37 protein-coding genes are annotated in these 24,584 nt (G+C 47.3%); 35 read left to right on the top strand and 2 right to left on the bottom strand.

Going from position 1 to position 24,584, the window contains the following annotated elements:
• Window positions 1-775 precede the first annotated feature (775 nt).
• Window positions 776-2,881: a DNA topoisomerase 3 gene (locus EII41_RS10515; RefSeq protein WP_124790550.1), complete on the top strand. Its 2,106-nt coding sequence runs from the start codon at window positions 776-778 to the stop codon at window positions 2,879-2,881.
• A gap of 23 nt (window positions 2,882-2,904) precedes the next feature.
• On the opposite strand, the gene EII41_RS10510 is transcribed toward EII41_RS10515, so the two are convergent.
• Together EII41_RS10510 and EII41_RS10505 are read right to left on the bottom strand one after the other, a co-directional pair.
• Window positions 2,905-3,411: an RNA polymerase sigma factor gene (locus EII41_RS10510; protein WP_124790549.1), complete on the bottom strand. Its 507-nt coding sequence runs from the start codon at window positions 3,409-3,411 to the stop codon at window positions 2,905-2,907.
• Between the two features lie 138 nt (window positions 3,412-3,549).
• Window positions 3,550-4,032: a cytidine deaminase gene (locus EII41_RS10505; RefSeq protein WP_124790548.1), complete on the bottom strand. Its 483-nt coding sequence runs from the start codon at window positions 4,030-4,032 to the stop codon at window positions 3,550-3,552.
• A 471-nt stretch (window positions 4,033-4,503) separates the two neighbouring features.
• On the opposite strand from EII41_RS10505, the gene metK reads away from it, so the two are divergent.
• From metK to rplQ, 34 genes are all read left to right on the top strand, one after another.
• Complete coding sequence (gene metK, locus EII41_RS10500; protein WP_124790547.1) at window positions 4,504-5,793, top strand: methionine adenosyltransferase; 1,290 nt, start codon at window positions 4,504-4,506, stop codon at window positions 5,791-5,793.
• A gap of 392 nt (window positions 5,794-6,185) precedes the next feature.
• Window positions 6,186-6,575: a 30S ribosomal protein S12 gene (gene rpsL, locus EII41_RS10495; RefSeq protein ID WP_124752228.1), complete on the top strand. Its 390-nt coding sequence runs from the start codon at window positions 6,186-6,188 to the stop codon at window positions 6,573-6,575.
• 168 nt (window positions 6,576-6,743) lie between these two features.
• A complete protein-coding gene (rpsG, locus tag EII41_RS10490) occupies window positions 6,744-7,220 on the top strand; it encodes a 30S ribosomal protein S7 (RefSeq protein ID WP_124790546.1) in 477 nt (158 codons plus the stop codon).
• A 20-nt stretch (window positions 7,221-7,240) separates the two neighbouring features.
• Complete coding sequence (fusA, locus tag EII41_RS10485) at window positions 7,241-9,367, top strand: elongation factor G (protein WP_124790545.1); 2,127 nt, start codon at window positions 7,241-7,243, stop codon at window positions 9,365-9,367.
• Between the two features lie 17 nt (window positions 9,368-9,384).
• Window positions 9,385-9,690, top strand: coding sequence for a 30S ribosomal protein S10 (gene rpsJ / locus EII41_RS10480; RefSeq protein WP_014224894.1), 306 nt, complete (start codon window positions 9,385-9,387; stop codon window positions 9,688-9,690).
• Between the two features lie 18 nt (window positions 9,691-9,708).
• The gene (rplC, locus tag EII41_RS10475) at window positions 9,709-10,326 is read left to right on the top strand and encodes a 50S ribosomal protein L3 (protein ID WP_014224895.1); all 618 of its coding nucleotides are present in this window, start codon (window positions 9,709-9,711) and stop codon (window positions 10,324-10,326) included.
• Window positions 10,327-10,330: 4 nt separating this feature from the next.
• On the top strand, window positions 10,331-10,960 hold the full coding sequence (gene rplD / locus EII41_RS10470) for a 50S ribosomal protein L4 (protein WP_124752226.1): 630 nt from the start codon (window positions 10,331-10,333) through the stop codon (window positions 10,958-10,960).
• Window positions 10,961-10,972: 12 nt separating this feature from the next.
• Complete coding sequence (gene rplW, locus EII41_RS10465; RefSeq protein WP_124752225.1) at window positions 10,973-11,266, top strand: 50S ribosomal protein L23; 294 nt, start codon at window positions 10,973-10,975, stop codon at window positions 11,264-11,266.
• 6 nt (window positions 11,267-11,272) lie between these two features.
• On the top strand, window positions 11,273-12,097 hold the full coding sequence (gene rplB, locus EII41_RS10460; protein WP_124752224.1) for a 50S ribosomal protein L2: 825 nt from the start codon (window positions 11,273-11,275) through the stop codon (window positions 12,095-12,097).
• 19 nt (window positions 12,098-12,116) lie between these two features.
• Window positions 12,117-12,383, top strand: coding sequence for a 30S ribosomal protein S19 (gene rpsS, locus EII41_RS10455; protein ID WP_014224899.1), 267 nt, complete (start codon window positions 12,117-12,119; stop codon window positions 12,381-12,383).
• Between the two features lie 22 nt (window positions 12,384-12,405).
• Complete coding sequence (gene rplV / locus EII41_RS10450; RefSeq protein ID WP_124790544.1) at window positions 12,406-12,837, top strand: 50S ribosomal protein L22; 432 nt, start codon at window positions 12,406-12,408, stop codon at window positions 12,835-12,837.
• A 6-nt stretch (window positions 12,838-12,843) separates the two neighbouring features.
• Window positions 12,844-13,617 (top strand): 30S ribosomal protein S3, encoded by a 774-nt coding sequence (gene rpsC / locus EII41_RS10445; RefSeq protein ID WP_124752222.1) that lies wholly within the window; start codon window positions 12,844-12,846, stop codon window positions 13,615-13,617.
• Between the two features lie 22 nt (window positions 13,618-13,639).
• The gene (rplP, locus tag EII41_RS10440; RefSeq protein ID WP_124752221.1) at window positions 13,640-14,074 is read left to right on the top strand and encodes a 50S ribosomal protein L16; all 435 of its coding nucleotides are present in this window, start codon (window positions 13,640-13,642) and stop codon (window positions 14,072-14,074) included.
• Between the two features lie 5 nt (window positions 14,075-14,079).
• Window positions 14,080-14,277 (top strand): 50S ribosomal protein L29, encoded by a 198-nt coding sequence (gene rpmC, locus EII41_RS10435; protein WP_124790543.1) that lies wholly within the window; start codon window positions 14,080-14,082, stop codon window positions 14,275-14,277.
• A 14-nt stretch (window positions 14,278-14,291) separates the two neighbouring features.
• Window positions 14,292-14,549: a 30S ribosomal protein S17 gene (gene rpsQ / locus EII41_RS10430; protein ID WP_411292600.1), complete on the top strand. Its 258-nt coding sequence runs from the start codon at window positions 14,292-14,294 to the stop codon at window positions 14,547-14,549.
• A gap of 1 nt (window position 14,550) precedes the next feature.
• Window positions 14,551-14,916 (top strand): 50S ribosomal protein L14, encoded by a 366-nt coding sequence (gene rplN, locus EII41_RS10425; protein WP_124752219.1) that lies wholly within the window; start codon window positions 14,551-14,553, stop codon window positions 14,914-14,916.
• A gap of 19 nt (window positions 14,917-14,935) precedes the next feature.
• Window positions 14,936-15,253 carry a 50S ribosomal protein L24 gene (rplX, locus tag EII41_RS10420; protein ID WP_124752218.1) on the top strand — a complete coding sequence of 106 codons (318 nt, stop codon included), beginning with the start codon at window positions 14,936-14,938 and terminating at the stop codon, window positions 15,251-15,253.
• A complete protein-coding gene (gene rplE / locus EII41_RS10415) occupies window positions 15,253-15,810 on the top strand; it encodes a 50S ribosomal protein L5 (protein ID WP_124752217.1) in 558 nt (185 codons plus the stop codon). Before rplX ends, rplE begins: the two co-directional genes overlap by 1 nt.
• A gap of 3 nt (window positions 15,811-15,813) precedes the next feature.
• Complete coding sequence (gene rpsN / locus EII41_RS10410; protein ID WP_124752216.1) at window positions 15,814-16,083, top strand: 30S ribosomal protein S14; 270 nt, start codon at window positions 15,814-15,816, stop codon at window positions 16,081-16,083.
• A 63-nt stretch (window positions 16,084-16,146) separates the two neighbouring features.
• Window positions 16,147-16,542, top strand: coding sequence for a 30S ribosomal protein S8 (rpsH, locus tag EII41_RS10405; protein WP_124790541.1), 396 nt, complete (start codon window positions 16,147-16,149; stop codon window positions 16,540-16,542).
• 16 nt (window positions 16,543-16,558) lie between these two features.
• Window positions 16,559-17,110 (top strand): 50S ribosomal protein L6, encoded by a 552-nt coding sequence (rplF, locus tag EII41_RS10400; protein WP_124752214.1) that lies wholly within the window; start codon window positions 16,559-16,561, stop codon window positions 17,108-17,110.
• Between the two features lie 24 nt (window positions 17,111-17,134).
• Entirely contained in the window at window positions 17,135-17,479 is a 345-nt protein-coding gene (rplR, locus tag EII41_RS10395) for a 50S ribosomal protein L18 (RefSeq protein ID WP_014224912.1), read from the top strand.
• A 5-nt stretch (window positions 17,480-17,484) separates the two neighbouring features.
• The gene (gene rpsE, locus EII41_RS10390) at window positions 17,485-18,000 is read left to right on the top strand and encodes a 30S ribosomal protein S5 (protein ID WP_124752213.1); all 516 of its coding nucleotides are present in this window, start codon (window positions 17,485-17,487) and stop codon (window positions 17,998-18,000) included.
• Between the two features lie 17 nt (window positions 18,001-18,017).
• Window positions 18,018-18,194 carry a 50S ribosomal protein L30 gene (rpmD, locus tag EII41_RS10385; protein WP_124752212.1) on the top strand — a complete coding sequence of 59 codons (177 nt, stop codon included), beginning with the start codon at window positions 18,018-18,020 and terminating at the stop codon, window positions 18,192-18,194.
• Window positions 18,195-18,246: 52 nt separating this feature from the next.
• Entirely contained in the window at window positions 18,247-18,717 is a 471-nt protein-coding gene (rplO, locus tag EII41_RS10380) for a 50S ribosomal protein L15 (RefSeq protein ID WP_124752211.1), read from the top strand.
• 2 nt (window positions 18,718-18,719) lie between these two features.
• The gene (gene secY, locus EII41_RS10375) at window positions 18,720-20,060 is read left to right on the top strand and encodes a preprotein translocase subunit SecY (RefSeq protein ID WP_124790540.1); all 1,341 of its coding nucleotides are present in this window, start codon (window positions 18,720-18,722) and stop codon (window positions 20,058-20,060) included.
• Window positions 20,061-20,062: 2 nt separating this feature from the next.
• Entirely contained in the window at window positions 20,063-20,845 is a 783-nt protein-coding gene (gene map, locus EII41_RS10370) for a type I methionyl aminopeptidase (protein WP_124790539.1), read from the top strand.
• 3 nt (window positions 20,846-20,848) lie between these two features.
• Complete coding sequence (gene infA, locus EII41_RS10365; protein WP_014224918.1) at window positions 20,849-21,067, top strand: translation initiation factor IF-1; 219 nt, start codon at window positions 20,849-20,851, stop codon at window positions 21,065-21,067.
• 25 nt (window positions 21,068-21,092) lie between these two features.
• Window positions 21,093-21,209, top strand: a complete 117-nt coding sequence (gene ykgO, locus EII41_RS10360; RefSeq protein ID WP_014224919.1) for a type B 50S ribosomal protein L36 — start codon at window positions 21,093-21,095, stop codon at window positions 21,207-21,209.
• A 35-nt stretch (window positions 21,210-21,244) separates the two neighbouring features.
• Window positions 21,245-21,625 (top strand): 30S ribosomal protein S13, encoded by a 381-nt coding sequence (rpsM, locus tag EII41_RS10355; RefSeq protein WP_124752208.1) that lies wholly within the window; start codon window positions 21,245-21,247, stop codon window positions 21,623-21,625.
• A gap of 9 nt (window positions 21,626-21,634) precedes the next feature.
• Window positions 21,635-22,024: a 30S ribosomal protein S11 gene (gene rpsK / locus EII41_RS10350; RefSeq protein ID WP_014224921.1), complete on the top strand. Its 390-nt coding sequence runs from the start codon at window positions 21,635-21,637 to the stop codon at window positions 22,022-22,024.
• A gap of 114 nt (window positions 22,025-22,138) precedes the next feature.
• Window positions 22,139-22,744: a 30S ribosomal protein S4 gene (gene rpsD / locus EII41_RS10345; RefSeq protein ID WP_124752207.1), complete on the top strand. Its 606-nt coding sequence runs from the start codon at window positions 22,139-22,141 to the stop codon at window positions 22,742-22,744.
• A 7-nt stretch (window positions 22,745-22,751) separates the two neighbouring features.
• Complete coding sequence (locus EII41_RS10340; RefSeq protein WP_124752206.1) at window positions 22,752-23,744, top strand: DNA-directed RNA polymerase subunit alpha; 993 nt, start codon at window positions 22,752-22,754, stop codon at window positions 23,742-23,744.
• A gap of 6 nt (window positions 23,745-23,750) precedes the next feature.
• Window positions 23,751-24,230, top strand: a complete 480-nt coding sequence (gene rplQ / locus EII41_RS10335) for a 50S ribosomal protein L17 (protein ID WP_124790538.1) — start codon at window positions 23,751-23,753, stop codon at window positions 24,228-24,230.
• Window positions 24,231-24,584 lie beyond the last annotated feature (354 nt).

Raw genomic sequence — 24,584 nt, 5'->3', positions numbered from 1 at the left:
GAGCCCGTCGGCCGCGAAAGAAACTGTTCTTTTCATAACGTTGAATTTTTTATGATGAAACCATACGCAACGCCGCTCGCTCCGCATGAGACATACGGAGACGTAAGAGGGGGTTACGTGTATATTAACAAATGTTAAGCGGGGGGGGGGTAGAAAGCGGGTTAATCGGGCACGTGGCAAGAGCTTTGGCGCCTCCCCGGGCGGCGTGTACGTCCGTCCGTAGCGTCATCGATTGCGTTTGTCTGCCTTCGCGTTTCATAACCGTTCGTGTTTCGTCATTATTATTACCGGTGCAAAGATACGGTCGTCTTTCGGGTTGCGCAATGAGTAAAATTACTCAATTTCGTATGAGTAAATTACTCAATGAGTTGTTGAGGTGAATGCTGATTACTGACGGCTGACCGCTAATGAACAATTACGAATTACGATATCCGAACGCGAAAAGCAATTACGAACGCAAATAAACACAAATAGCGCAAATGAACGCGAATAAAAACTTGTGCAACTTGTCATAACTTGTGCAACTTGTGGTTAAAGCTGAACGCTGACTAACCATTAACAATTAACAATTTGGCCTGAATTAATGCGCCCCTGCGGGGCTGTTTTTCAATCGTTAATTGTCAGTTGTTAATGGTTATTTTCCGGGTACATCATTCGGCGGGTACCACGCATGACAATTGACAATTAACAATTGACAATTAATATGTCTTGTCCTGGAAAAATTTGCATCGGCGGGCAAAAAAGGCGATATTTGTCCGTCATTTATCATCCCGGAATGAAGGTTTGTATTGCAGAAAAGCCCAGTGTGGCGCGCGAGATTGCCGAAGTGCTCGGAGCCCGGACAAGGAGAGAAGGCTATATCGAGGGAAACGGTTATCAGGTGTCGTGGACATACGGTCATCTCTGCACCCTCAAAGAACCGCACGATTATACGCCCGAATGGAAATCGTGGCGTTTGCAGTCGTTGCCCATGATTCCTCCGCGGTTCGGTATCAAACTGATCCCGAGCGAGAGTTACGAGAAGCAGTTCCGTATTCTCGAAGGATTGATCCGGAATGCCGAGGCGGTCATCAACTGCGGAGATGCCGGTCAGGAAGGAGAGCTGATTCAACGCTGGGTGATGCAGAAAGCCGGTTGCCGCTGTCCGGTCTATCGGCTGTGGATTTCGTCGCTGACGGAAGATGCCATCCGCGAAGGATTCAAGAACCTCAAAGACCAGTCCGAATATCAGCATCTCTACGAGGCGGGTCTCTCGCGTGCCATCGGCGACTGGCTGCTCGGGATGAATGCCACGCGCCTCTATACGCTCCGTTACGGCCAAAACAAACAAGTGCTTTCCATCGGACGCGTACAGACTCCGACGCTGGCGCTGATCGTGAAACGGCAAAAGGAGATCGAAGACTTCAAGCCCGAGCCTTACTGGGAGCTGAAAACGATATACCGAGAAACGACTTTTGCCGCTACGCAGGGAAAATTCACCCGCAAAGAAGAAGGGCAGGCGCTGTTGGAGACGGTAACCGGCCGGCCGTTCGTCATCACCGGTGTGACGAAAAAGAAAGGGAAGGAAGCGCCTCCGCGCCTGTTCGACCTGACCTCGTTGCAGGTGGAATGCAACCGGAAATTCGCGTTCTCGGCCGAAGATACGTTGAAACTCATTCAATCGCTGTATGAAAAAAAGGTCACGACGTATCCGCGTGTCGATACGACTTTCCTGAGCGATGATCTCTACCCGAAAATCCCCCATATGCTGAAAGGACTGACCGATTATGCGAGCCTTACGGCTCCGATCCTCTCGGCCCCGATCCGGAAAAGCAAAAAAGTGTTCGATAACACCAAAGTGACCGATCACCACGCCATCGTGCCTACCGGCGTGTGGCCGCGCAACCTGACGGATCCTGAGCGGAAAGTCTACGATCTGGTGGCGCGCCGCTTTATCGCCGCCTTCTACCCCGATTGTGAGCTTTCTACGACGACCGTCTTGGGCGAGGTCGAGCAGGTCGGTTTTAAAGCAACCGGCAAGCAGATTCTGAAACCGGGGTGGCGCGTCGTCTTCGAGAAAGAAGCACAGGAAACGGCGGAAGGAGAACAACCTTCGTCCGAGCAGGAGAAGGAGCATGTGTTGCCCGACTTCGCGAAAGGAGAGAGCGGGCCGCATCAACCGGATTTTGCGGAGAAATGGACGACCCCGCCCAAGCCCTATACCGAGGCGACTTTGCTCCGGGCGATGGAAACGGCCGGGAAATTCGTCGAAGATGAAGCGTTGCGCGACGCTCTCAAAGAGAACGGTATTGGCCGCCCTTCTACGCGTGCGGCGATCATCGAAACGCTTTTCAAACGCAACTACATCCGTAAGGAGCGTAAGAACCTGTCGGCCACGGCGACGGGAGTCGAACTGATCGGGATCATTCGCGACGAGCTGCTAAAAAGCGCCGAACTGACGGGGCAATGGGAGAAGAAACTGCGTCAGATCGAGCAGGGCGCTTATCAGGCCGAAGCGTTTCTCGACGAGCTGAAGCAGATGGTCGGAGAGATTGTACGGAACGTCCGTACCGACCGTGCCACAGCGACGATTACGATCGAAGAAACCACTTTCGATTCTAAAGAGGAAAAGAAGGTAAAAGCCTCCGGGAAAGAAAAAACGGCGAAACCGAAACGCAAGAAACCGGCGACCGTGGCGCAGGATACAGCCTCGACCGGTCGTCCGCCCGCCTGTCCGATCTGCGGAAAAGGAACGTTACTGCGTGGGAAAACGGCTTACGGATGCTCCGAATATAAAAGCGGATGTACGTTTCGCCTGTCTTACGAAGAACATGGAAAAGACCTGAGCGATGAAGCATTGAATGCCGTCGTGCGGAAACAATCGTCCCGCCCTCGATCATAAGGAAAGAAACGGACGATTCCGTATCAGGGATTCAGCTCTTTGAGCTTCGTCTTCAATTCCTGACGGGCAAAGAAGATACGGCTCTTGACCGTGCCTAACGGGATGCGCAGCGCCTTGGCGATTTCGTGGTAGCGATAGCCGCTGACATACATCGAAAAAGGCGCTTTCAGTTCTTCGTTCAGCGCGTCGATGGCTGCCGTAATCTCTTGAAGCTGGCATGCGCCGTCGGGCGTGTCGAAGCTCGAATCGTTTGCCACATTCAAGTTATATAAATCGATATCCTGTTCAACAACGGTCTGCGTACGCAACACACGATGATAATTATTGATGAAAATATTGCGCATCACGGTCAGCACCCAACCCTTGAAGTTCCGGTTGTCCGCATATTTCTCCCGATTGTCTAAAACCTTGAGCGACGTCTCCTGCAACAAATCCTGTGCATCCTCCCGATTGGCAGTCAACATCAACGCGAAATTCATCATGTTTTCCTGCATGCCCAATAGTTTCTTCTGAAACTGTGATGTGTTCATTGTCATTTTCTTCTAAACAATTATCGGTTACAAACATATATCATTTTTCGAGCCAATCTCCCGGGCTTTGTTTTTATTAACGTAATCGATGGCCTTTTAGCTTTTTTTGGATAGTATAAGATTGTCATAGATAGCATGTCATCCGAGTAAGTCGGCCGATCCGAACGAGAGAGGGAGTAAAGACTCTGCCGAGTCGAGCCGGCAAAACTCCGAACGTCCACACATCCAGACCTGCATCGGACGCCGGTAACGCTGCTCTGTCTCCAGCAGAACCTGACGGCAGGCTCCGCACGGACTGATTTTCTCCTGAACTTCCCCGTCTTTCAGCGCCACGAGGAAAAGCGCTTTTACCGGCCGATCGGGATATTGTGCTCCGGCGGCAAACAACGTGGTCCGCTCCGCGCAAAGCCCCGACGGGTAAGCCGCATTCTCCTGATTGCTTCCCGACACTAACGTACCGTCTTCAAGCACGGCTACCGCACCGACCTGAAAACACGAATACGGCGCGTACGCTTTCTTTGCCGCTTCGATGGCCGCCGCCATCCATCGCTTTTCATCATCGCCCAGATCGGCTATCCGCCCGCGATGCACACGTATTTCTACCTTTTGAATCTTTTCCATGAAAATGTCGTTCTTGTGTTACGTTGTCGGCAAATGTACAGAATAATATTGGATATTCAAATGGCGGTGTGTCATAACGGGCGAACGGTTTCGTTGCTTACGGAATGAGAGTTCGGTCACATTCGTTCGTATGCTCCCTCGCTCTCCTTCTTGGCGCTCCCTCCCCCAATTTCACCTATTCTTGCTCCCCACTAAAGAGGGTGTCCTCAAACATGGCGTTTTGCCCCCCCCCTTACATACACGGTTACACGAGGCTTTCGCGGTCTTTTTAGATAATTAACAGAGCGAAAAGGGTAAGTCTCGCCGGAAGCCGTATCTTTGCGCCCGAATTGAGACGTGGATAGATTTGTATGGCTTGCAACCACGGGAAAAAATGCTAAAAAATAAAGATTCTTTCCTGCCGTTCGGCCACGCGACTCCATCCGCAAGTTCGGTTCGTAATAACATATTTTATTCTTTAATGTATCAATAATGAGTTATTTATTTACCTCCGAATCGGTGTCTGAAGGACACCCCGATAAGGTAGCCGATCAGATTTCGGATGCCTTGCTGGATGAATTTTTGGCGTATGACAAAGATTCGAAAGTTGCGTGCGAAACGCTGGTGACGACCGGACAGGTTGTGCTGGCAGGAGAAGTAAAATCGAAAGCCTACGTCGATGTACAGGACGTGGCTCGCCGGGTAATCGAACAGATCGGTTATACGAAAAGCGAGTATCAGTTCGAGGCCAAGTCGTGTGGCGTATTATCGGCCATCCATGAACAGAGTGGCGACATCAACCGTGGCGTGGAACGTTCCGATCCCTACGAACAGGGCGCCGGCGATCAGGGCATGATGTTCGGATACGCGACGAATGAAACGGCAAACTATATGCCATTGGCGTTGGATCTTTCGCACAGCTTGCTGCTTGAGCTGGCTGCTATTCGTAAAAATGAGCTTGAGAAGATGCCGTATCTTCGTCCCGACGCAAAAAGTCAGGTGACGATCGAATACGACGACCACGGTAAGCCGCTCCGTATCGATACGATTGTCGTCTCTACCCAGCACGATGAGTTTATTACGGCCGGCAACGGTCGCTCGCAGGAAGAGGCCGACGCTGCCATGCAGCAGAAAATCGCCGAAGATATGAAAACCATTCTTATCCCGCGTGTCAAGGCTCAATATCCGGAGCATGTGCAGGCGCTGTTCAACGATCAGATCAAGTATTTCGTCAATCCGACAGGTAAGTTCGTGATTGGCGGACCTCATGGCGATACGGGGCTGACAGGTCGTAAGATTATCGTCGATACGTATGGCGGAAAAGGAGCACACGGCGGTGGCGCTTTCTCGGGTAAGGATCCTTCGAAAGTCGATCGCTCGGCTGCTTATGCGGCGCGTCATATCGCCAAGAATCTTGTCGCGGCGGGTGTTGCGGATGAGATGTTGGTGCAAGTTTCGTATGCCATCGGTGTGAATAAGCCGATGAATATTTTTGTCAATACGTTTGGACGGTCGAATGTGAAAATCAGTGACGGGGAAATCGCCGACAAGATTTGGGAACTCTTCGATATGCGCCCCAAGGCTATCGAAGATCGTCTGAAATTGCGTCATCCGATTTATCTGGAAACGGCTTCGTACGGACATATGGGACGTACCCCTCAGACCGTTCGAAAAACATTCCATTCGCGTTATAACGCGGAACCCGTAGTTTGCGATGTGGAATTGTTTACTTGGGAGAAGCTTGATTATACGGACAAGGTAAAAGCGGCCTTCGGTCTTTAATAAGCCACTGGTTGTTTAGATAATAAAAGAGCTGTCTCAAAAAAAATGAGGTGGCTCTTTTTCTTATTTCGTAAGCTTTTCTTTATCGGGGTGTGTCAGAACGCCATGTTTGGGCATACTTCTTATACATTATATAATATACATACGTTTGAGTAGATATAACGATGTTACGATTCCTGCCACAGGAAAAAGGGGAGGGCTTGGAAAATTGTTCCGTCACGAACGGGCACACTGTAGTTGTTGAAATTTTTTAGCGATTCGTTGGGTTGAACAAAAGCATTGACATCCAATTTTTTTGAGGAAATGCTTGCCGGATAAAAAAAAATCCGTATCTTTGCAACCCGAATTTGGAAAAGTGTAAACAAATATAATCGTGTTTAAATAGTAGAAAAATGCCTACAATTCAGCAATTAGTAAGAAAAGGAAGGGAGACGTTGGCGGTGAAAGGTAAGTCGCCTGCACTTGATGCGTGTCCTCAAAGAAGAGGTGTTTGCGTGCGTGTGTATACCACTACGCCGAAGAAGCCGAATTCCGCGATGCGTAAAGTAGCCCGTGTTCGTTTGACGAATCACAAGGAGGTGAACTCGTATATTCCCGGAGAGGGCCATAACTTGCAAGAACACTCGATTGTGATGGTACGTGGCGGCCGTGTGAAAGATTTGCCGGGTGTGCGTTATCATATCGTGCGTGGGACATTGGATACGGCCGGAGTAGCCGGGCGTACGCAACGTCGTTCGAAGTATGGGGCAAAACGTCCGAAGGCGGGTGCCGCGAAGAAGTAATATTTTGAAAAGAGAGAAGAGTTTACGAGTTAGAAATTTTATAATCGGTTTTTAGTTATTGGGGTAAAAGAAATTGATGAATGAGGGTTGAGTAAATGGTTCGGAGGAGCCGTTGAAGACAGTAAGAAATCAACAACCAAGAACAAGAACGAAAATTCTGAAAACAAAATGAGAAAATCGAAGCCTAAAAAACGGCAGGTTCTCCCGGATCCTGTCTATGGTGATATTCGGGTTACAAAGTTTGTAAACCATTTGATGTACGACGGTAAGAAAACCGTTTCGTATGAGATATTCTATTCCGCATTGGAGCGTGTGAAAGCCAAGATGCCGAATGAAGAAAAGTCAGCGCTCGAAATCTGGAAAGCAGCGCTCGAGAATATAACTCCTCAGGTCGAAGTAAAGTCCCGCCGTGTGGGTGGTGCCACTTTTCAAGTGCCGACCGAGATCCGCCCGGATCGTAAGGAGTCCATTTCAATGAAAAATTTAATAGAGTACGCTCGCAAACGTGGCGGAAAATCGATGTCTGAAAAGTTGAGTGCTGAAATCGTAGACGCGTTCAACAGTCAGGGCGGTGCCTTCAAACGTAAGGAAGATATGCATCGTATGGCAGAAGCCAACCGTGCTTTTGCTTATTTCCGCTTTTAATGTTTAATGAGAAAAAGAAGATGAGCAAAGCAGACGCAACATTGAAAAATACGCGTAATATCGGCATTATGGCCCATATCGACGCGGGAAAAACAACGACTTCGGAACGTATTCTGTTTTATACCGGTCTGACGCATAAAATCGGAGAGGTGCACGATGGTGCCGCTACGATGGACTGGATGGAGCAGGAGCAGGAGCGCGGCATCACGATTACTTCCGCTGCCACCACGACGTTCTGGAATTACAACAATGAGAGATTTAAAATTAACTTGATAGACACTCCGGGCCACGTTGACTTTACGGTCGAGGTAGAACGCTCGCTGCGTATCCTTGACGGTGCGGTGGCTGCATTCTGCGCTGTGGGTGGAGTAGAGCCGCAGTCGGAAACGGTGTGGCGTCAGGCCGATAAATATAATGTGCCGCGTATCGGATACGTAAACAAGATGGACCGTTCGGGAGCGAATTTCTTCGAAGTGGTTCGTCAGGTGCGCGACGTGTTGGGAGCAACGCCCTGTCCGATTCAGATTCCGATCGGTGCCGAAGAAAACTTTAAAGGTGTGATCGATCTCGTGACCATGAAGGCGATTTTCTGGCACGATGAAACGATGGGGGCTAAATATGAAGTGGAAGAAATTCCGTCCGAGCTTCTGGCCGAAGCGCAGGAATGGCGCGATAAGATGCTCGAAGCCGTAGCCGAGTGTGATGACACGGTCATGGAAAAATACTTCGACGATCCTTCGACGATTACGGAAGATGAACTTCGTGTCGCCATCCGTAAAGGTACAATCGATATGAAGATCAATCCGATGATCTGTGGTTCGTCGTTTAAGAATAAAGGAGTGCAGACGCTGCTCGATGCCGTTTGCTCCTACTTGCCGAGTCCGGATGATACGCCGGCTGTTACAGGTCATGATCCGCGCAATCCGGATGTTACCATTGAACGCAAACCGACGGCCGAAGAGCCGCTTACGGCTTTGGCGTTTAAGATCGCTACGGACCCGTATGTGGGCCGTCTCTGCTATTTCCGCGTGTATTCGGGTGAGATTGTAGCAGGTTCTTATGTGTTGAATACCCGCTCTGAAAAGAAAGAGCGTATTTCGCGTCTGTTCCAGATGCACTCGAACAAGCAGAATCCGATGGAGAAAATCGGCTGTGGTGATATCGGTGCCGGAGTAGGATTTAAAGATATTCGTACCGGCGATACGCTGTGTGACGAAAATAATCCGATTACGCTCGAGTCGATTGAATTCCCCGATCCGGTGATTGGTGTGGCCGTAGAGCCGAAAACACAGAAAGACCTTGATAAACTTGGAGCCGGACTGGCCAAGTTGGCAGAAGAAGACCCGACGTTCCGTGTGGAAACGAACGAAGAAACCGGTCAGACCGTCATTCGTGGTATGGGTGAGCTTCACCTCGAAATTATCGTAGACCGTCTGCGTCGCGAGTTTAAGGTGGAATGTAATCAGGGGCGTCCTTTGGTGTCGTATAAAGAAGCGATTACGCAGTCTGTCGAGTTGCGCGAAGTGTACAAAAAACAAACAGGTGGTCGTGGTAAGTTTGCCGATATAATTGTTCGCATCGAACCGGCAGACGAAGCATTTGAAGGCCATTTGCAATTCGTTGACGAAGTGAAGGGCGGAAACGTGCCGAAAGAATTTATTCCTTCCGTACAGAAAGGATTTGAGAAAGCGATGACGAATGGTGTATTGGCCGGCTACCCGTTGGATAAACTGAAAGTGACGCTGATCGACGGTTCGTTCCACCCGGTTGACTCCGACCAGTTATCGTTCGAAATTTGTGCGATTCAGGCATTCAAGAGTGCGGCGGAAAAAGCCGGTCCTGTCCTGATGGAACCGATCATGAAACTGGAAGTCGTTACGCCCGAAGAAAATATGGGAGATGTAATTGGCGATTTGAACAAACGTCGTGGTCAGGTAGAAGGTATGGAATCGAGCCGTACGGGAACCCGTATTGTTAAAGCAAAAGTTCCGTTGGCCGAGACATTCGGTTACGTGACGGCTTTGCGTACGATTACGTCCGGTCGGGCTACTTCGTCCATGCAATTCTCGCACTACGCACAAGTATCGTCGTCGATTGCCAAGCAAGTACTGACCGAAGTACAAGGGCGGGTTGATTTAGTCAAATAATATTAGAAACTAACGATATGAGCCAAAAAATCAGAATTAAATTGAAATCTTACGATTACTCGCTGGTCGACAAGTCGTCCGAGAAGATCGTCAAGACTGTGAAGGCTACCGGAGCGGTTGTAAGCGGACCTATTCCGCTGCCGACTCACAAACGGATTTTTACCGTAAACCGCTCGACATTCGTGAACAAAAAGTCACGTGAGCAGTTTGAACTGTCGTCTTACAAACGTTTGATAGACATTTACAGCTCGACAGCCAAAACGGTAGATGCTTTGATGAAGCTGGAATTGCCCAGTGGAGTGGAAGTAGAGATTAAAGTGTAAAATTAAAAACAAAGTGAAATGCCAGGATTATTAGGAAAAAAAATCGGAATGACATCCGTATTCAGTGCCGAGGGAAAGAATCTTCCATGCACTGTTATCGAAGTAGGTCCTTGTGTGGTTACACAGATTAAGACAATGGAAAAGGACGGCTATGAGGCGATTCAGTTGGGCTTTCAGGAAAAGAAAGAAAAGCATACGACGAAGCCGGAAGCCGGTCATTTCAAGAAAGCAGGCGTAGCCCCACAGAGACACTTGGCCGAGTTCAAGAATTTTGATGCCGAGTATAAGCTCGGAGATGTACTTACCGTAGACTTTTTGAATGATGCAACTTTCGTAGATGTGATTGGTACATCGAAAGGAAAAGGATTTCAGGGAGTTGTGAAACGCCACGGTTTTGGTGGTGTAGGTCAGACCACGCATGGTCAGCACAATCGTGCGCGTAAACCGGGTGCTATTGGAGCCTGTTCGTATCCGGCGAAGGTCTTCAAAGGTACACGCATGGGCGGACAAATGGGAAATGTACGCGTAACGGTTCAAAACCTTGAAGTGATCAAAGTGATGCCGGAGAACAACTTGCTGTTAGTGAAGGGTTCTATTCCGGGTGCAAAAGGTTCAATCGTATTAATTGAGAAATAAGGCAATGAAACTAAACGTATTTAACAGGAAAGGGGAAGAAACCGGCAGAACGGTTGAACTCAGCGATGCAGTGTTTGGTATTGAGCCGAATGATCATGCGATCTATTTGGATGTGAAACAATATATGGCGAATAATCGCCAAGGGACACATAAATCGAAAGAAAGAAGCGAAGTGTCGGGAAGTACCCGTAAACTTATTCGCCAGAAAGGTAGTGGTGGAGCTCGCCGCGGGGATATCAATTCGCCGGTATTAGTCGGTGGAGGTCGTGTATTCGGACCGAAGCCGCGCGATTACAGCTTCAAACTGAATAAGAAGGTGAAAGCCTTGGCTCGCCGTTCGGCTCTTTCGTATAAGGCAAAAGAAAACTCGATAATGGTTCTTGAAGACTTTACGATGGACACCCCGAAAACGAAAGACTTCCTTTCGATGTTGAAAGTCTTGAAGTTGGATGGGAAGAAGATGCTGCTGGTTTTGCCGGAAAGCAATCATTTCGTATCTTTGTCGGCTCGTAATCTGCCGCGTGCGAAGGTCATAGCTGCATCGGATTTGAATACATACAAAGTGATGGATGCTGCGAACTTGGTATTTACAGAACAGTCTGTCGCTGTCATTGAGAAACTTTTAAACGCATAAGGAGGTAAAAAGATGGGAATTATCATTAAGCCGATCGTAACCGAGAAGCAGACCGCAGTTACGGATAAGAAGCCTAACCGCTTCGGTTTCCGTGTTTCTCCGGATGCGAATAAATTACAGATAAAGAAGGCTGTTGAAGAGATGTATAACGTAAGTGTAGAGAGCGTGAACACGATGAATTATTCGGGAAAACGCAAGAGCCGTTATACGAAATCCGGAATCATCAACGGAAAGCAGGCGGCCTATAAGAAAGCAATTGTAACATTGAAAGAAGGAGAAGTCATCGACTTTTTCAGTAACATTTGATAGGAAATGGGAATACGTAAATTAAAGCCCACATCACCGGGGCAAAGACACAAAGTTATCGGTGCATTTGATAAGATCACTGCAAGTACACCGGAGAAGTCTCTCGTAGTCGGGAAAAAGAGAACGGGCGGCCGTAACAACACCGGAAAAATGACGATGCGTTATATCGGTGGCGGTCACAAGCGTCGTTTTCGTTTTATTGATTTCAAGAGAAGCAAAGATGGCGTTCCTGCAACCGTGAAGTCGATTGAGTACGATCCGAACCGGACGTCTCGTATCGCACTGTTGTATTATGCTGACGGAGAAAAGAGTTACATCGTTGCTCCGAATGGTTTGGAAGTAGGCCAGACAGTGATGTCCGGAAAGGATGCAACACCGGAAGTCGGCAATGCTTTGCCGATGCAGAGCATCCCTGTCGGTACGATTATTCATAACATTGAACTTCGTCCGGGACAAGGGGCGAAGTTGGTTCGTTCGGCTGGTGCATTTGCACAGTTGACATCGAAAGAAGGTGATTATGCCATCATCAAGATGCCTTCGGGCGAAACCCGTAAGATCTTGTCGGCATGTAAAGCGACCGTAGGTAGCGTAGGCAACTCGGACCATGCTTTGGAGAAATCCGGGAAAGCAGGACGCTCGAGATGGCTTGGCCGTCGTCCGCACAACCGTGGTGTCGTGATGAACCCGGTAGATCACCCGATGGGTGGTGGTGAAGGACGTGCCTCCGGAGGTCTTCCTCGTTCTCGCAAGGGCTTATATGCTAAGGGCATGAAGACGAGAGCACCGAAGAAGCCGTCTTCCAAGTATATCATTGAAAGAAGAAAGAAGTAAAATGATTAATTGAAAAACTATGAGTCGTTCGTTAAAAAAAGGTCCATATATCAATGTGAAATTGGAAAAGAAAGTCTTGGCGATGAATGAGTCGGGTAAGAAGACGGTGATAAAAACATGGGCAAGAGCGTCAATGATATCTCCGGATTTTGTAGGACATACGATTGCTGTTCATAATGGGAACAAGTTTATTCCCGTATTCATCACCGAGAATATGGTGGGTCACAAGCTGGGAGAATTTTCACCGACGCGTATATTCCGTGGCCATGCTGGAAACAAGAAGTAAGAAAATGAAAAAAGTAAAATAAATGGGCAGAAGAAAGAAAATATCAGCAGAAGCCAGAAAGGAAGCCTTGAAAAGCGTTTCTTTTGCGAAATTGCGCAATGTGCCGAGTTCACCGCGTAAAATGCGTCTGGTAGTCGATATGATTCGCGGCATGGAGGTGTTTAGGGCACTGGGTGTCTTGAGATTCTCCAATAAAGACGCAGCTACACCGGTAGAAAAATTGCTTCGTTCGGCGATTGCCAACTGGGAGCAGAAGAATGAGCGGAAAGCAGAAAGCGGAGAGCTGTTCGTTACGTCCGTCAATGTCGATGGAGCAGCAATGCTCAAGCGTATGCGTCCGGCACCTCAGGGAAGAGGGTATCGTATCCGTAAGCGTTCGAACCATGTGACCCTGTTCGTCGATACGAGAAATGTAGAGGCAGATGCAAAGAATAATAAAGAAAGTCAAAATTAAGAACAGATGGGACAGAAAGTAAATCCGATTAGTAATCGTTTGGGAATCATTCGTGGATGGGATTCGAACTGGTACGGTGGAAAGAGTTATGGCGACACTTTGCTGGAAGACAGTAAAATCCGCAACTACTTGAATGCCCGTCTGGCAAAAGCAAGCGTTTCGCGCATCGTGATCGAACGTACATTAAAATTGATCACCATTACGGTGTGTACGTCGCGTCCGGGCATCATCATCGGAAAGGCCGGTTCGGAAGTTGACAAACTCAAAGAAGAATTGAAGAAGATCACCGACAAGGAGGTTCAGATCAATATTTTTGAGATCAAACGTCCGGAATTGGATGCCGTGATTGTGGCTAATAATATTGCGCGTCAGCTGGAAGGAAAAATCGCTTACCGTCGTGCCGTGAAGATGGCTATTGCCTCGACCATGCGGATGGGAGCAGAAGGTATAAAAGTGCAGGTGTCGGGACGTCTGAATGGTGCTGAGATGGCACGTTCCGAAATGTATAAGGAAGGGCGTACTCCTCTCCATACATTCCGTGCCGATATTGATTATGCACTGGCAGAAGCACTGACTAAAGTCGGTTTGATAGGAATAAAGGTTTGGATTTGCCGTGGCGAAGTATACGGTAAAAGAGATTTGTCTCCTTCATTTACAACTACGAAAGACTTCGGTCGTCGCGGTGGTGAAGGCGGTATGGGACGTGGTGATCGTGGGGATCGCGGCGGCAAACCGTTCAAACGCAGAAGAGAGAGAGACAAAGAAAAGGCCAATCGTTAAATTATTTAACAGTTAGAGAACTATGTTACAACCAAAGAAAACAAAGTTTAGAAGATCCCAAAAGGGGCGCGCGAAAGGCAATGCCCAGCGGGGAAATCAGTTGGCTTTCGGCTCGTTTGGAATCAAATCGTTAGGTACGAAATGGATCACAGGCCGGCAGATCGAGGCCGCCCGTATTGCCGTTACGCGTTATATGCAACGTCAAGGACAAGTGTGGGTGCGTATATTCCCGGACAAGCCGATTACTAAAAAGCCGTTGGATGTGCGTATGGGTAAAGGAAAAGGTAATCCCGAAGGATTCGTGGCTCCTGTTACGCCGGGACGTATGATTTTTGAAGTGGAAGGTGTACCGTTTAATATCGCCAAGGAAGCGTTGCGTTTAGCTGCTCAGAAGCTTCCGGTGACGACTAAATTCGTTGTGCGCTACGACTATGATATGCAAAATGAAACAGTGTAAATGTTATGAAGATTAAAAAAGTAAGGGAATTAAGTACCAAAGAATTGGCTGAAAGAATTGACGCGGAGGTGTCGTCTTTGAATCAGAAGCGGATTAATCATAGCATTTCGCCGTTGGATAATCCTGCCTCAATGAAAGAGCAACGCCGGACTATTGCACGTCTGAAAACAGTGCTGCGTCAACGTGAATTGAATAACGAATAATCATGAAGCCTGATATGGAAACGAGAAATTTAAGAAAGGAAAGAACGGGCGTGGTATTCAGCAACAAGATGGATAAAAGCATCACCGTTGCCGTAAAATGGAAAGAAAAACATCCGATTTACGGAAAATTCGTGAACAAGACGAAGAAATATCATGCTCATGACGACAAGAATGAGTGTAACGTGGGTGACACGGTAAAGATTATGGAGACACGCCCTTTGAGCAAGACGAAAAGATGGCGTTTGGTACAGATTATAGAAAGGGCTAAGTAAAATGATACAGCAAGAAACAAGATTAGTAGTAGCGGACAATAGCGGAGCGAAAGAAGCTTTGTGTATCCGTGTGTTAGGTGGTACGCGTAAACGCTATGCCACGGTAGGCGATATCATTGTCGTAGCAGTAAAAGGCGTTGTTCCTTCGAGTGATATGAAGAAAGGCGCTGTATCGAAAGCGGTTGTTGTACGGACAAAGAAAGAAATCCGTCGTCAGGACGGTTCTTATATCCGTTTCGATGATAACGCTTGTGTATTGTTGAATCAGGCGGGAGAAATCCGGGGAAGCCGTATTTTTGGTCCGGTAGCTCGTGAGCTACGTGCAACCAATATGAAAATCGTTTCATTGGCCCCGGAAGTACTTTAATCAGTAAAATGGTATTGTGATGAGTAAGTTACATATAAAGAAAGGCGATATCGTTTACGTAAACGCCGGAGAAGATAAAGGCAAAACAGGGCGCGTATTGGAAATGCTTGTAAAAGAAAAACGTGCCATTGTGGAAGGGGTTAACATGGTTACGAAGCATACGAAACCCAATGCTCAGAATCCACAAGGCGGACGGGAAACGAAGGAGGCGTCGGTTCATATTTCGAACCTCAATCCGTTGGATCCCAAAACAGGAAAACCGACACGCGTGGGCCGCAAAGAAGTGAAAGGGAAGTTAGTGCGTTATGCTAAAAGATCAGGAGAGGAGATTAAATAATGGGTACGATAGCAACAGTAAAGCAAGATTACAGAGACCGGATTATACCGGCGTTGAAGAAAGAATTTAACTACACGTCTGTTATGCAGGTCCCTGTTCTGAAGAAGATTGTGATCAATCAGGGGCTGGGAATGGCAACGGCTGATAAGAAGATTATTGACGTGGCTATAGACGAGTTGACGAGTATTACCGGTCAGAAAGCCGTCGCTACGTATTCGAAGAAAGACATCTCGAACTTCAAACTGCGTAAAAAAATGCCGATCGGAGTCATGGTTACTCTGCGTCATGAGCGTATGTATGAATTTTTGGAGCGTCTGGTACGTGTAGCATTGCCTCGTATTCGTGACTTCAAAGGTATTGAAAGCAAACTCGACGGTCGTGGTAATTATACGCTCGGTATTCAGGAGCAGATTATTTTCCCGGAAATAAATATTGACAATATTACGAAAATATTGGGAATGAATATTACCTTTGTGACCTCCGCGAAAACGGATGAAGAGGGATTTGCTCTTCTGCGCGAGTTTGGATTGCCCTTCAAGAATGTAAAAAAGAATTGAGATATGGCGAAAGAATCAATGAAAGCCCGCGAAGTAAAACGGGCAAAGCTGGTAGCGAAATATGCGGCTAAACGGGCGCAGTTGAAGAAAGAAGGCAACTATGAAGCGTTGCAGTCTATTCCGAAAAATGCATCGCCGGTGCGTTTACATAACCGTTGCAAGATGACGGGTCGTCCGAAAGGATATATGCGTCAGTTCGGTATTTCGCGTATTCAGTTTCGTGAGATGGCTTCCAACGGCCTCATTCCCGGAGTGAAAAAGGCAAGTTGGTAAAAGCAGCAAGCATGTGAGTGTTAAATATTGTCCGGATGGTCCGGATCAATTTAATTAAATATTATGACAGATCCTATAGCAGATTATTTAACAAGATTGCGTAACGCAATCAAGGCGCAGCACCGCGTAGTAGAGGTGCCGGCGTCGAATTTGAAAAAAGAAATCACAAAGATTCTTTTTGACAAGGGCTACATTCTTAATTTTAAGTTTGTAGACGAGGGCGTGCAGGGAACGATTAAAATCGCTCTGAAATATGACGCCGTGAATAAGGTAAATGCGATTAAGAAATTAGAGCGCGTATCGTCTCCGGGTCTTCGCCGGTATGTAGGTTACCGGGAGATGCCGAGAGTGCTGAACGGTCTTGGGATTGCAATCCTTTCTACCTCTAAAGGTGTGATGACAAATAAGGAAGCCAGCGAATTAAAGATTGGCGGTGAAGTATTGTGTTACGTTTATTAATAGGAGGAGTATAGCAATGTCAAGAATTGGAAAATTACCTATTCACATACCAAATGGTGTGACCGTTACAGTGAAAGATAACATCGTCACAGTAAAAGGACCGAAAGGAGAACTTACACAGAAAGTGAATCCCGAGATCAAAGTGTCTGTGGAAGACGGCATCTTAAAGGTAGAAAGACCGACGGATGAAAAAGAGCACCGTGCTTTGCATGGCCTCTATCGCTCTTTGATCAACAATATGGTTGTAGGGGTATCCGAAGGATATAAAAAAGAGCTTGTGCTGGTCGGTGTCGGCTATCGTGTTGCGAATACCGGTCAGTTGCTGGACCTTTCGTTAGGCTATACGCACAATATCTACCTTCAGTTACCTGACGAAGTGAAAGTAGAAACAAAGTCGGAGCGTAATCAGAGCCCGCTCATTATTTTAGAGTCGGCCGATAAACAGTTGCTCGGACAGATTTGTGCGAAGATTCGCTCGTTCCGTAAGCCTGAGCCTTATAAAGGAAAAGGTATTAAGTTTGTGGGCGAAGTGGTTAGAAGAAAATCTGGTAAATCTGCATCTAAGTAAGCGATGAAATAGGAGATAGACTATATGGCAACGAAAGAAACAAGAAGATTAAGAATCAAACAAAGCATACGAAATAAAGTATCAGGTACCTCGGAATGCCCACGTCTGACAGTGTTCAGAAGCAACAAGCAGATTTACGCACAGGTAATCGATGATACGACCGGAAAGACGTTGGCTGCCGCTTCGTCGTTGAAGTTGGCGGACAAAGCTCCGAAGAAAGAAATCGCTGCGAAAGTCGGCGAAGTGATTGCAAAAAATGCACAGGAAGCCGGTGTACAGGCCGTGGTGTTCGACCGTAACGGATACCTGTATCATGGGAGAGTTAAAGAATTAGCCGATGCTGCACGGAAAGGCGGCCTTAAATTTTAAGAAAGATGGCAATAAATAATAGAGTAAAATCGACGAACGATTTAGAACTGAAAGATCGCTTGGTAGCGATAAATCGTGTGACGAAAGTGACGAAAGGTGGACGTACATTCAGTTTTGCCGCCATCGTCGTAGTCGGAAATGAAAATGGTATTGTCGGATGGGGCTTGGGAAAAGCCAGTGAAGTAACGACCGCAATTTCGAAAGGTACGGAGTCGGCGAAAAAGAATCTGGTTCGTATTCCCATTCATAAGGGAACGATTCCTCATGAGCAAGCGGCAAAGTTTGGCGGAGCCGAAGTGCTGATCAAACCGGCTACTCTCGGTACCGGTGTGAAAGCCGGAGGTGCTATGCGCGCTGTTTTGGAAAGCGTGGGTATTACGGACGTGTTGGCTAAATCCAAAGGCTCGTCCAACCCGCACAACTTGGTAAAAGCGACGATCGCCGCTTTGAGCGAACTGAGAAGTCCGGCCATGGTGGCACAAAACAGAAACGTGTCGGTTGAAAAAGTATTTAAAGGATAAAGAAGGAGGACGTTCGAATGGCAACAATCAAAATAAAACAAGTAAGAAGCAGAATTAAATGCCCGCAGGTTCAGAAAAGAACGTTGGATGCATTAGGACTGAGAAAAATGAATCGTGTTGTTGAGCACGAGGATACTCCTACGATCCGGGGAATGGTAGAGGTGGTGAAACATTTAGTTTCAATTGAAAAATAATAATCGAAGGACACTTTGATAGAAAGGTGTCCGGTAAAAAATAGAAATTGATATGAATTTATCTAATTTGAAACCGGCAGCAGGTTCGGTAAAAACCAGAAAACGTATCGGTCGCGGTCCGGGTTCGGGCTTGGGTGGCACTTCGACAAGAGGTCACAAAGGGGCCAAATCACGCTCGGGCTACAAACACAAAGTGGGATTCGAAGGTGGACAGATGCCTATTCAGCGGCGTTTGCCGAAGTTCGGCTTTAAGAATATCAATCGAGTTACTTATAAGGCGATTAATCTTTCGACCTTGCAGGATCTTGCCGAAGCGAAGAGTCTGAACAAGATCGGGCTGGAAGAACTGCGGAGTGCTGGCTTTATTTCTGCCTCACAATTAGTCAAAGTACTTGCCAAAGGCACCTTGTCTGCAAAAGTCGATGTTGAAGCACATGCTTTCTCGAAAAAGGCGGAAGAGGCCATCGTGGCAGTCGGCGGTACGGTTTCCAAACTGGGTGACAACGCCGAAAAAGCGGAATAATTATGAGAGCAATTGAGACGATTAAAAATATCTGGAAGATAGAGGATCTGCGGAAACGCATTCTGATAACGCTTTTATTGGTGCTGATTTATCGTTTCGGCACATATATCGTACTTCCCGGTATCGATCCGAAGGACTTGACGGCGCTGGGTGAACAAACACGCGGCGGGCTGATGGCGCTTTTGGACATGTTCTCGGGGGGGGCTTTCTCGAACGCGTCGATTTTTGCCTTGGGAATCATGCCTTATATCTCTGCTTCGATTGTGATGCAGTTGGCGGCAATTGTGATTCCTTCGTTCCAGAAGATGCAGCGTGAAGGAGAGAGCGGACGAAAAAAAATTAATCAATGGACGCGTTATCTTACCGTGATCGTGTTAATTCTGCAAGGATCGGCCTATCTGGTGAATTTGAACGTGCAGCTCAGAAGTGTAGGGGCGACGATGCCTACCGATTGGTGGTTTAAGGTTTCTTCGACCATCATCATGGCGGGAGGAAGTATGTTTGTTCTCTGGTTGGGTGAGCGTATTACCGACAAAGGAATTGGTAACGGTATTTCTTTTATCATTCTGATCGGGATCATTGCGCGTCTGCCTCATTCGCTCTTCGAAGAATTTACATCGCGGGTGACGGAGAAATCCGGAGGTCTGGTGATGTTCCTCTTTGAAATTTTGTTCCTGCTTCTGGTCATGGCCGGTGCGATTTTGTTAGTACAGGGAACGCGTAAAGTCGTTGTTCAGTATGCGAAACGCATCATCGGAAATAAACAGTATGGCGGTGCACGTCAGTATATCCCGTTGAAGGTGAATGCTGCCAACGTGATGCCTATCATCTTTGCTCAGGCAATTATGTTTATTCCGATCTCGCTTGCGGGATTTTCCAGCACGGGCGAAAACAGTGCTTTCATGCAGGCATTTATGGATAACACGGGATTCTGGTACAACTTTGTCTTTGCCTTGTTGATTATCGCATTTACGTATTTTTATACGGCCATTACGATTAATCCGACTCAAATGGCAGACGACCTGAAGCGTAACAACGGATTTATCCCGGGCGTAAAACCGGGAAAGGCTACGAAAGAATTCTTGGACGAGATTATGAGCCGGATCACGCTTCCGGGCGCAATCTTCCTTGCTATCGTCGCCATTATGCCGGCTTTTGCACGGATCTTGGGAATTAGCCAAGGTTTTGCGCAATTCTTCGGCGGTACATCGTTGTTGATTTTGGTCGGTGTCGTATTGGATACCTTGCAGCAAATAGAAAGTCATCTCTTGATGCGTCATTATGATGGTTTGTTAAAATCAGGACGGATCAAAGGACGCACAGGTTCCATAGCCGCATATTAACGATGATCTATCTGAAGACGGATGAAGAGATAGAATTGATGCGCGCCGCGAATCAATTGGTGGGAAAGACTCTGGGCGAATTGGCGAAACACATTGCGCCGGGAGTCACGACCCTCCAGTTGGATAAGATTGCGGAAGCATTCATTCGCGATCATGGCGCGGAACCCGCTTTTCTGGGATACGGAGGTTTCCCGAATTCGATTTGTACATCGGTCAATGAGCATGTCGTGCATGGAATCCCGTCGGATAAAGATGTCTTGAAAGACGGGGATATCGTCTCGATCGATTGCGGGACGAAGCTGAACGGTTTCGTAGGGGACTCCGCTTACACGTTTTGTGTCGGTAACGTCGCTGACGATGTCCGTAAGTTGTTGCGTACGACGAAAGAAGCCTTGTACAAAGGAATTGAGCAAGCGCGTGTCGGAAATCGGGTCGGTGACATCAGCAGTGCGGTGCAGACATATTGCGAGAAGCAAAACTATTCGGTCGTACGTGAGCTGGTCGGGCATGGATGCGGACGCAAGATGCACGAAGAGCCGGAAGTTCCCAATTACGGGCGCCGCGGTTGCGGACCGGTATTGAAGAGCGGGATGTGTATCTGTATCGAGCCGATGATCAATCAGGGCAGTAAACATGTCGTGTTTGAATCGGACGGCTGGACTGTACGGACGAAAGACAGAAAATGCTCGGCGCATTTTGAGCACTGTATCGCCATACGTCCCGAAGGGCCGATGATTCTCTCATCATTCGAATATTTGGAAGAAGTAGTAGGAAAAGAAATATAATATATGGCTAAACAAGCTGCAATAGAACAGGATGGAGTGATCGTAGAAGCATTGTCGAACGCGATGTTTCGGGTCGAGCTGGAGAACGGGCACGAGATTACGGCACATATATCGGGGAAGATGCGGATGCATTATATCAAGATACTTCCCGGCGATAAAGTGCGCGTAGAAATGTCGCCTTATGACTTGTCGAAAGGTCGGATATCATTCCGTTATAAATGAGAAAAACTAAAAACAAGATAGAACGATGAAAGTAAGAACATCTTTAAAGAAACGGACGCCCGATTGCAAGATTGTACGCCGGAAGGGGCGTTTATACGTGATTAATAAAAAGAACCCCAAGTTCAAAGTACGTCAGGGTTAGTAGTAAACAGCAAATAAAATAAAGATCTAAATAATATGGCGATAAGAATAGTTGGTGTGGACTTGCCACAAGACAAGAGAGGGGAAATCGCATTGACCTATATCTTCGGTATCGGTCGCAGCGCTTCCAACTCGATTTTAGAAAAAGCTGGCGTTGATAAGAATATCAAGGTCAAAGATTGGACGGATGATCAGGCGGCTAAGATTCGTGAGGTCATTGGTGAAGGATATAAGGTAGAAGGTGATCTTCGCTCGGAAGTACAATTGAACATTAAGCGTTTGATGGATATCGGTTGTTACCGTGGCGTGCGTCACCGTATCGGTCTGCCGTTGCGTGGTCAGAGCACAAAGAACAATGCCCGTACGCGTAAGGGAAGGAAAAAGACAGTTGCAAACAAGAAAAAAGCTACAAAATAATCAGTAAAGATGGCAAAGAAAACAGTCGCAGCAAAAAAGAGAAAAGTGAAAGTAGAGGCGTATGGTCAAGCCCATATCCATTCTTCTTTCAACAACATTATTGTGTCGCTTACCAATAATGATGGTCAGGTAATCAGCTGGTCGTCGGCCGGTAAGATGGGGTTCCGCAGTTCGAAAAAGAACACGCCCTATGCCGCCCAGATGGCTGCTCAAGACTGCGCCAAGGTGGCGTATGATTTAGGCCTGCGCAAGGTAAAAGTGTATATCAAAGGGCCGGGTAACGGTCGTGAATCGGCTATTCGTACCATTCACGGAGCCGGTATTGAAGTGTCGGAAATTATCGATGTGACGCCGCTGCCGCACAATGGCTGCCGTCCGCCCAAAAGAAGAAAAGTATAATTAACAGATCAAGCGAATCCCTGAAGACGTGATTAGATTGCACTATTCACCCTCTCTGCAATCGCGGCTGCACGATTCCGAGATTCCGAAGAACGATTAAAAATAAAGAATAAAATGGCAAGATATACAGGACCAAAAACAAAAATTGCCCGTAAGTTTGGCGAAGCGATATTCGGTGCGGATAAAGTCCTTTCGAAAAAGAACTATCCTCCCGGGCAGCACGGAAACAACCGCAGACGTAAAACATCGGAGTATGGCGTTCAGTTGCGTGAGAAGCAGAAAGCGAAATATACTTACGGCGTATTGGAGAAACAGTTCCGGAACATGTTTGAAAAAGCATCCCGTTCGAAAGGAATTACCGGTGAGGTATTGTTGCAGTTGCTCGAAAGCCGACTCGATAATATCGTGTTCCGTCTCGGACTGGCTCCGACGCGCGACGCTGCCCGTCAGCTCGTGTCGCATCGTCATATCGTAGTCGACGGTAAAGTCGTGAACATCCCGTCGTACAGTGTGAAGCCCGGTCAAATTGTCGGCGTACGCGAGAAGTCGAAATCGCTCGAAGTGATCAGCGATGCTCTTTCCGGATTTAATCACAGTAAATATCCGTGGATCGAGTGGGAGCAGAGCGCTATGAGCGGAAAGTTCCTTCACCTGCCCGAACGTGCGGATATTCCTGAAAATATCAAGGAACAGCTGATTGTCGAATTGTACTCTAAATAATGATCCTATGGCGATATTAGCATTTCAGAAACCTGATAAAGTCTTGATGTTGGAGGCGAACAACTTCTTCGGAAAGTTTGAGTTTCGTCCGCTGGAACCGGGTTATGGTATTACCATCGGTAATGCGTTACGCCGTATTCTCTTATCTTCGCTGGAAGGTTACGCCTTCTCGTCAGTGAAAATCGAAGGGGTGGATCATGAATTTGCAACCATTCCGGGGGTGATGGAAGATGTGACAAACATCATCCTAAATCTGAAACAGGTGCGCTTTAAATGCATCGCCGAAGAGATGGAAGAGCTGCCCAAGGTAGTTTTGACCGTGGCCAATACGGAGGTGCTGAAAGCCGGCGATCTGAAACCCGCAGGTTTCGAAATCCTGAATCCCGAATTGGAAATTTGTCATTTGGATCCGAAAACTTCGTTCCAGATGGAGCTGACCATGAACAAGGGGCGCGGCTATGTGCTGGCTGAAGAGAATGCAGATCCGTCAAACCCCGATGTGCAGGTAATAGCCATCGATTCCGTTTACACGCCGATACGCAACGTGAAATATACGGTGGAGAACTTTCGTGTAGAACAGAAGACCGACTATGAGAAACTTCTGTTCGAAATCACCACGGACGGTTCGATTCATCCTAAAGATGCGTTGAAAGAAGCGGCTAAGATCCTGATTCATCACTTCATGCTTTTCTCTGACGAAAAGATTGCGGTGGAGACGATTGATGTCGACGGAAACGAAGAATTTGACGAAGACATTCTGCACATGCGTCAATTGCTCAAGACGAGACTGATTGACATGAACCTCTCTGTTCGCGCATTGAACTGCCTCAAGGCAGCCGATGTGGATACGGTAGGCGAATTGGTGCAGTTTAACAAGAACGACTTGTTGAAGTTCCGCAATTTCGGGAAGAAATCGCTCACTGAATTGGACGAATTGTTGGAGAATCTGAATCTCTCCTTCGGAATGGATATTTCAAAATATAAATTAGATAAAGAGTAAAAAACGATGAGACACAATAAGAAAGTAAATCATTTGGGACGCAAGAAGGCGCATCGTGAAGCGATGTTTGCCAACATGGCATCGTCGCTGATTAAACATAAACGTATCTTTACCACTACGGCCAAAGCGAAAGCGTTGCGCAAATATGTGGAGCCTCTGATCACGAAGTCGAAGGAGGTAACGGATCATTCACAGCGTGTCGTATTTGCTTCGTTGCAGGACAAATATGCGGTGAAAATCCTTTTTACCGAAATATCGCCGAAAGTGATGGAGCGTCCGGGTGGATATACCCGTATCATTAAGACGGGTACGCGTGCCGGCGACAACGCAGCCATGTGCTTTATCGAACTGGTAGACTTCAACGAAAACATGTTGACGACCAAGACGAAGAAGACGGCAGCCAAGACGCGTCGTTCGCGCAAAAAGAGCGCCAGCGATGCGACGGTGGTAGCCGAGACCCCGACCGAAGAAAAAGTGGCAGAGTAATACACATAGCAGTAAATAGTGAAAATGCAGGATTTCGCGTAAACTACGCGGAAACCTGTGTTTTTTTGTGTATGTTCGGGGTCGTGTTTATTACATAAGCCCACCTGTTTAGTTTGTTGTATGGTATATCCGTGCCTATAGCTGAGACCGGATTCATGATGAGGCAATGTCTTAAACCCGAATTACGCGATACACTGTTCGTCGTTTACCATTATTTAATGTTAATTGTCAATGGTTAATTGTTATGCATGGTACCCGCCGAACCATGTACCCGGTATAACCATTAACGAACTATATTAATACGCAAATAAAATGAGGACAAAAATTCGACCATAACTTAGAGCCTGTTTAAAT

Source organism: Tannerella forsythia, assembly GCF_003860135.1.
GTDB lineage: Bacteria > Bacteroidota > Bacteroidia > Bacteroidales > Tannerellaceae > Tannerella > Tannerella forsythia_A.
Note: the sequence above shows the minus strand (reverse complement) of the source record. Positions and strands in the feature narration are given on the sequence as shown.

Coding starts and splice junctions, on each gene's coding strand:
- rpsS (WP_014224899.1), top strand. CDS start 12,117: ATGAGTCGTTCGTTAAAAAAAGGTCCATATATCAATGTGAAATTGGAA.
- map (WP_124790539.1), top strand. CDS start 20,063: ATGATCTATCTGAAGACGGATGAAGAGATAGAATTGATGCGCGCCGCG.
- secY (WP_124790540.1), top strand. CDS start 18,720: ATGAGAGCAATTGAGACGATTAAAAATATCTGGAAGATAGAGGATCTG.
- rplX (WP_124752218.1), top strand. CDS start 14,936: ATGAGTAAGTTACATATAAAGAAAGGCGATATCGTTTACGTAAACGCC.
- rpsJ (WP_014224894.1), top strand. CDS start 9,385: ATGAGCCAAAAAATCAGAATTAAATTGAAATCTTACGATTACTCGCTG.
- rplV (WP_124790544.1), top strand. CDS start 12,406: ATGGGCAGAAGAAAGAAAATATCAGCAGAAGCCAGAAAGGAAGCCTTG.
- rplR (WP_014224912.1), top strand. CDS start 17,135: ATGGCAACGAAAGAAACAAGAAGATTAAGAATCAAACAAAGCATACGA.
- rplQ (WP_124790538.1), top strand. CDS start 23,751: ATGAGACACAATAAGAAAGTAAATCATTTGGGACGCAAGAAGGCGCAT.
- rpmC (WP_124790543.1), top strand. CDS start 14,080: ATGAAGATTAAAAAAGTAAGGGAATTAAGTACCAAAGAATTGGCTGAA.
- infA (WP_014224918.1), top strand. CDS start 20,849: ATGGCTAAACAAGCTGCAATAGAACAGGATGGAGTGATCGTAGAAGCA.
- rpsE (WP_124752213.1), top strand. CDS start 17,485: ATGGCAATAAATAATAGAGTAAAATCGACGAACGATTTAGAACTGAAA.
- rpsN (WP_124752216.1), top strand. CDS start 15,814: ATGGCGAAAGAATCAATGAAAGCCCGCGAAGTAAAACGGGCAAAGCTG.
- EII41_RS10340 (WP_124752206.1), top strand. CDS start 22,752: ATGGCGATATTAGCATTTCAGAAACCTGATAAAGTCTTGATGTTGGAG.
- rpsC (WP_124752222.1), top strand. CDS start 12,844: ATGGGACAGAAAGTAAATCCGATTAGTAATCGTTTGGGAATCATTCGT.
- rpsQ (WP_411292600.1), top strand. CDS start 14,292: ATGGAAACGAGAAATTTAAGAAAGGAAAGAACGGGCGTGGTATTCAGC.
- rplP (WP_124752221.1), top strand. CDS start 13,640: ATGTTACAACCAAAGAAAACAAAGTTTAGAAGATCCCAAAAGGGGCGC.
- rplD (WP_124752226.1), top strand. CDS start 10,331: ATGAAACTAAACGTATTTAACAGGAAAGGGGAAGAAACCGGCAGAACG.
- EII41_RS10510 (WP_124790549.1), bottom strand. CDS start 3,411: ATGAACACATCACAGTTTCAGAAGAAACTATTGGGCATGCAGGAAAAC.
- rpsL (WP_124752228.1), top strand. CDS start 6,186: ATGCCTACAATTCAGCAATTAGTAAGAAAAGGAAGGGAGACGTTGGCG.
- EII41_RS10505 (WP_124790548.1), bottom strand. CDS start 4,032: ATGGAAAAGATTCAAAAGGTAGAAATACGTGTGCATCGCGGGCGGATA.
- rpsK (WP_014224921.1), top strand. CDS start 21,635: ATGGCAAAGAAAACAGTCGCAGCAAAAAAGAGAAAAGTGAAAGTAGAG.
- rplO (WP_124752211.1), top strand. CDS start 18,247: ATGAATTTATCTAATTTGAAACCGGCAGCAGGTTCGGTAAAAACCAGA.
- rpmD (WP_124752212.1), top strand. CDS start 18,018: ATGGCAACAATCAAAATAAAACAAGTAAGAAGCAGAATTAAATGCCCG.
- ykgO (WP_014224919.1), top strand. CDS start 21,093: ATGAAAGTAAGAACATCTTTAAAGAAACGGACGCCCGATTGCAAGATT.
- rplC (WP_014224895.1), top strand. CDS start 9,709: ATGCCAGGATTATTAGGAAAAAAAATCGGAATGACATCCGTATTCAGT.
- metK (WP_124790547.1), top strand. CDS start 4,504: ATGAGTTATTTATTTACCTCCGAATCGGTGTCTGAAGGACACCCCGAT.
- rpsM (WP_124752208.1), top strand. CDS start 21,245: ATGGCGATAAGAATAGTTGGTGTGGACTTGCCACAAGACAAGAGAGGG.
- fusA (WP_124790545.1), top strand. CDS start 7,241: ATGAGCAAAGCAGACGCAACATTGAAAAATACGCGTAATATCGGCATT.
- rplN (WP_124752219.1), top strand. CDS start 14,551: ATGATACAGCAAGAAACAAGATTAGTAGTAGCGGACAATAGCGGAGCG.
- rplE (WP_124752217.1), top strand. CDS start 15,253: ATGGGTACGATAGCAACAGTAAAGCAAGATTACAGAGACCGGATTATA.
- rplF (WP_124752214.1), top strand. CDS start 16,559: ATGTCAAGAATTGGAAAATTACCTATTCACATACCAAATGGTGTGACC.
- rpsD (WP_124752207.1), top strand. CDS start 22,139: ATGGCAAGATATACAGGACCAAAAACAAAAATTGCCCGTAAGTTTGGC.
- rplW (WP_124752225.1), top strand. CDS start 10,973: ATGGGAATTATCATTAAGCCGATCGTAACCGAGAAGCAGACCGCAGTT.
- EII41_RS10515 (WP_124790550.1), top strand. CDS start 776: ATGAAGGTTTGTATTGCAGAAAAGCCCAGTGTGGCGCGCGAGATTGCC.
- rpsG (WP_124790546.1), top strand. CDS start 6,744: ATGAGAAAATCGAAGCCTAAAAAACGGCAGGTTCTCCCGGATCCTGTC.
- rplB (WP_124752224.1), top strand. CDS start 11,273: ATGGGAATACGTAAATTAAAGCCCACATCACCGGGGCAAAGACACAAA.
- rpsH (WP_124790541.1), top strand. CDS start 16,147: ATGACAGATCCTATAGCAGATTATTTAACAAGATTGCGTAACGCAATC.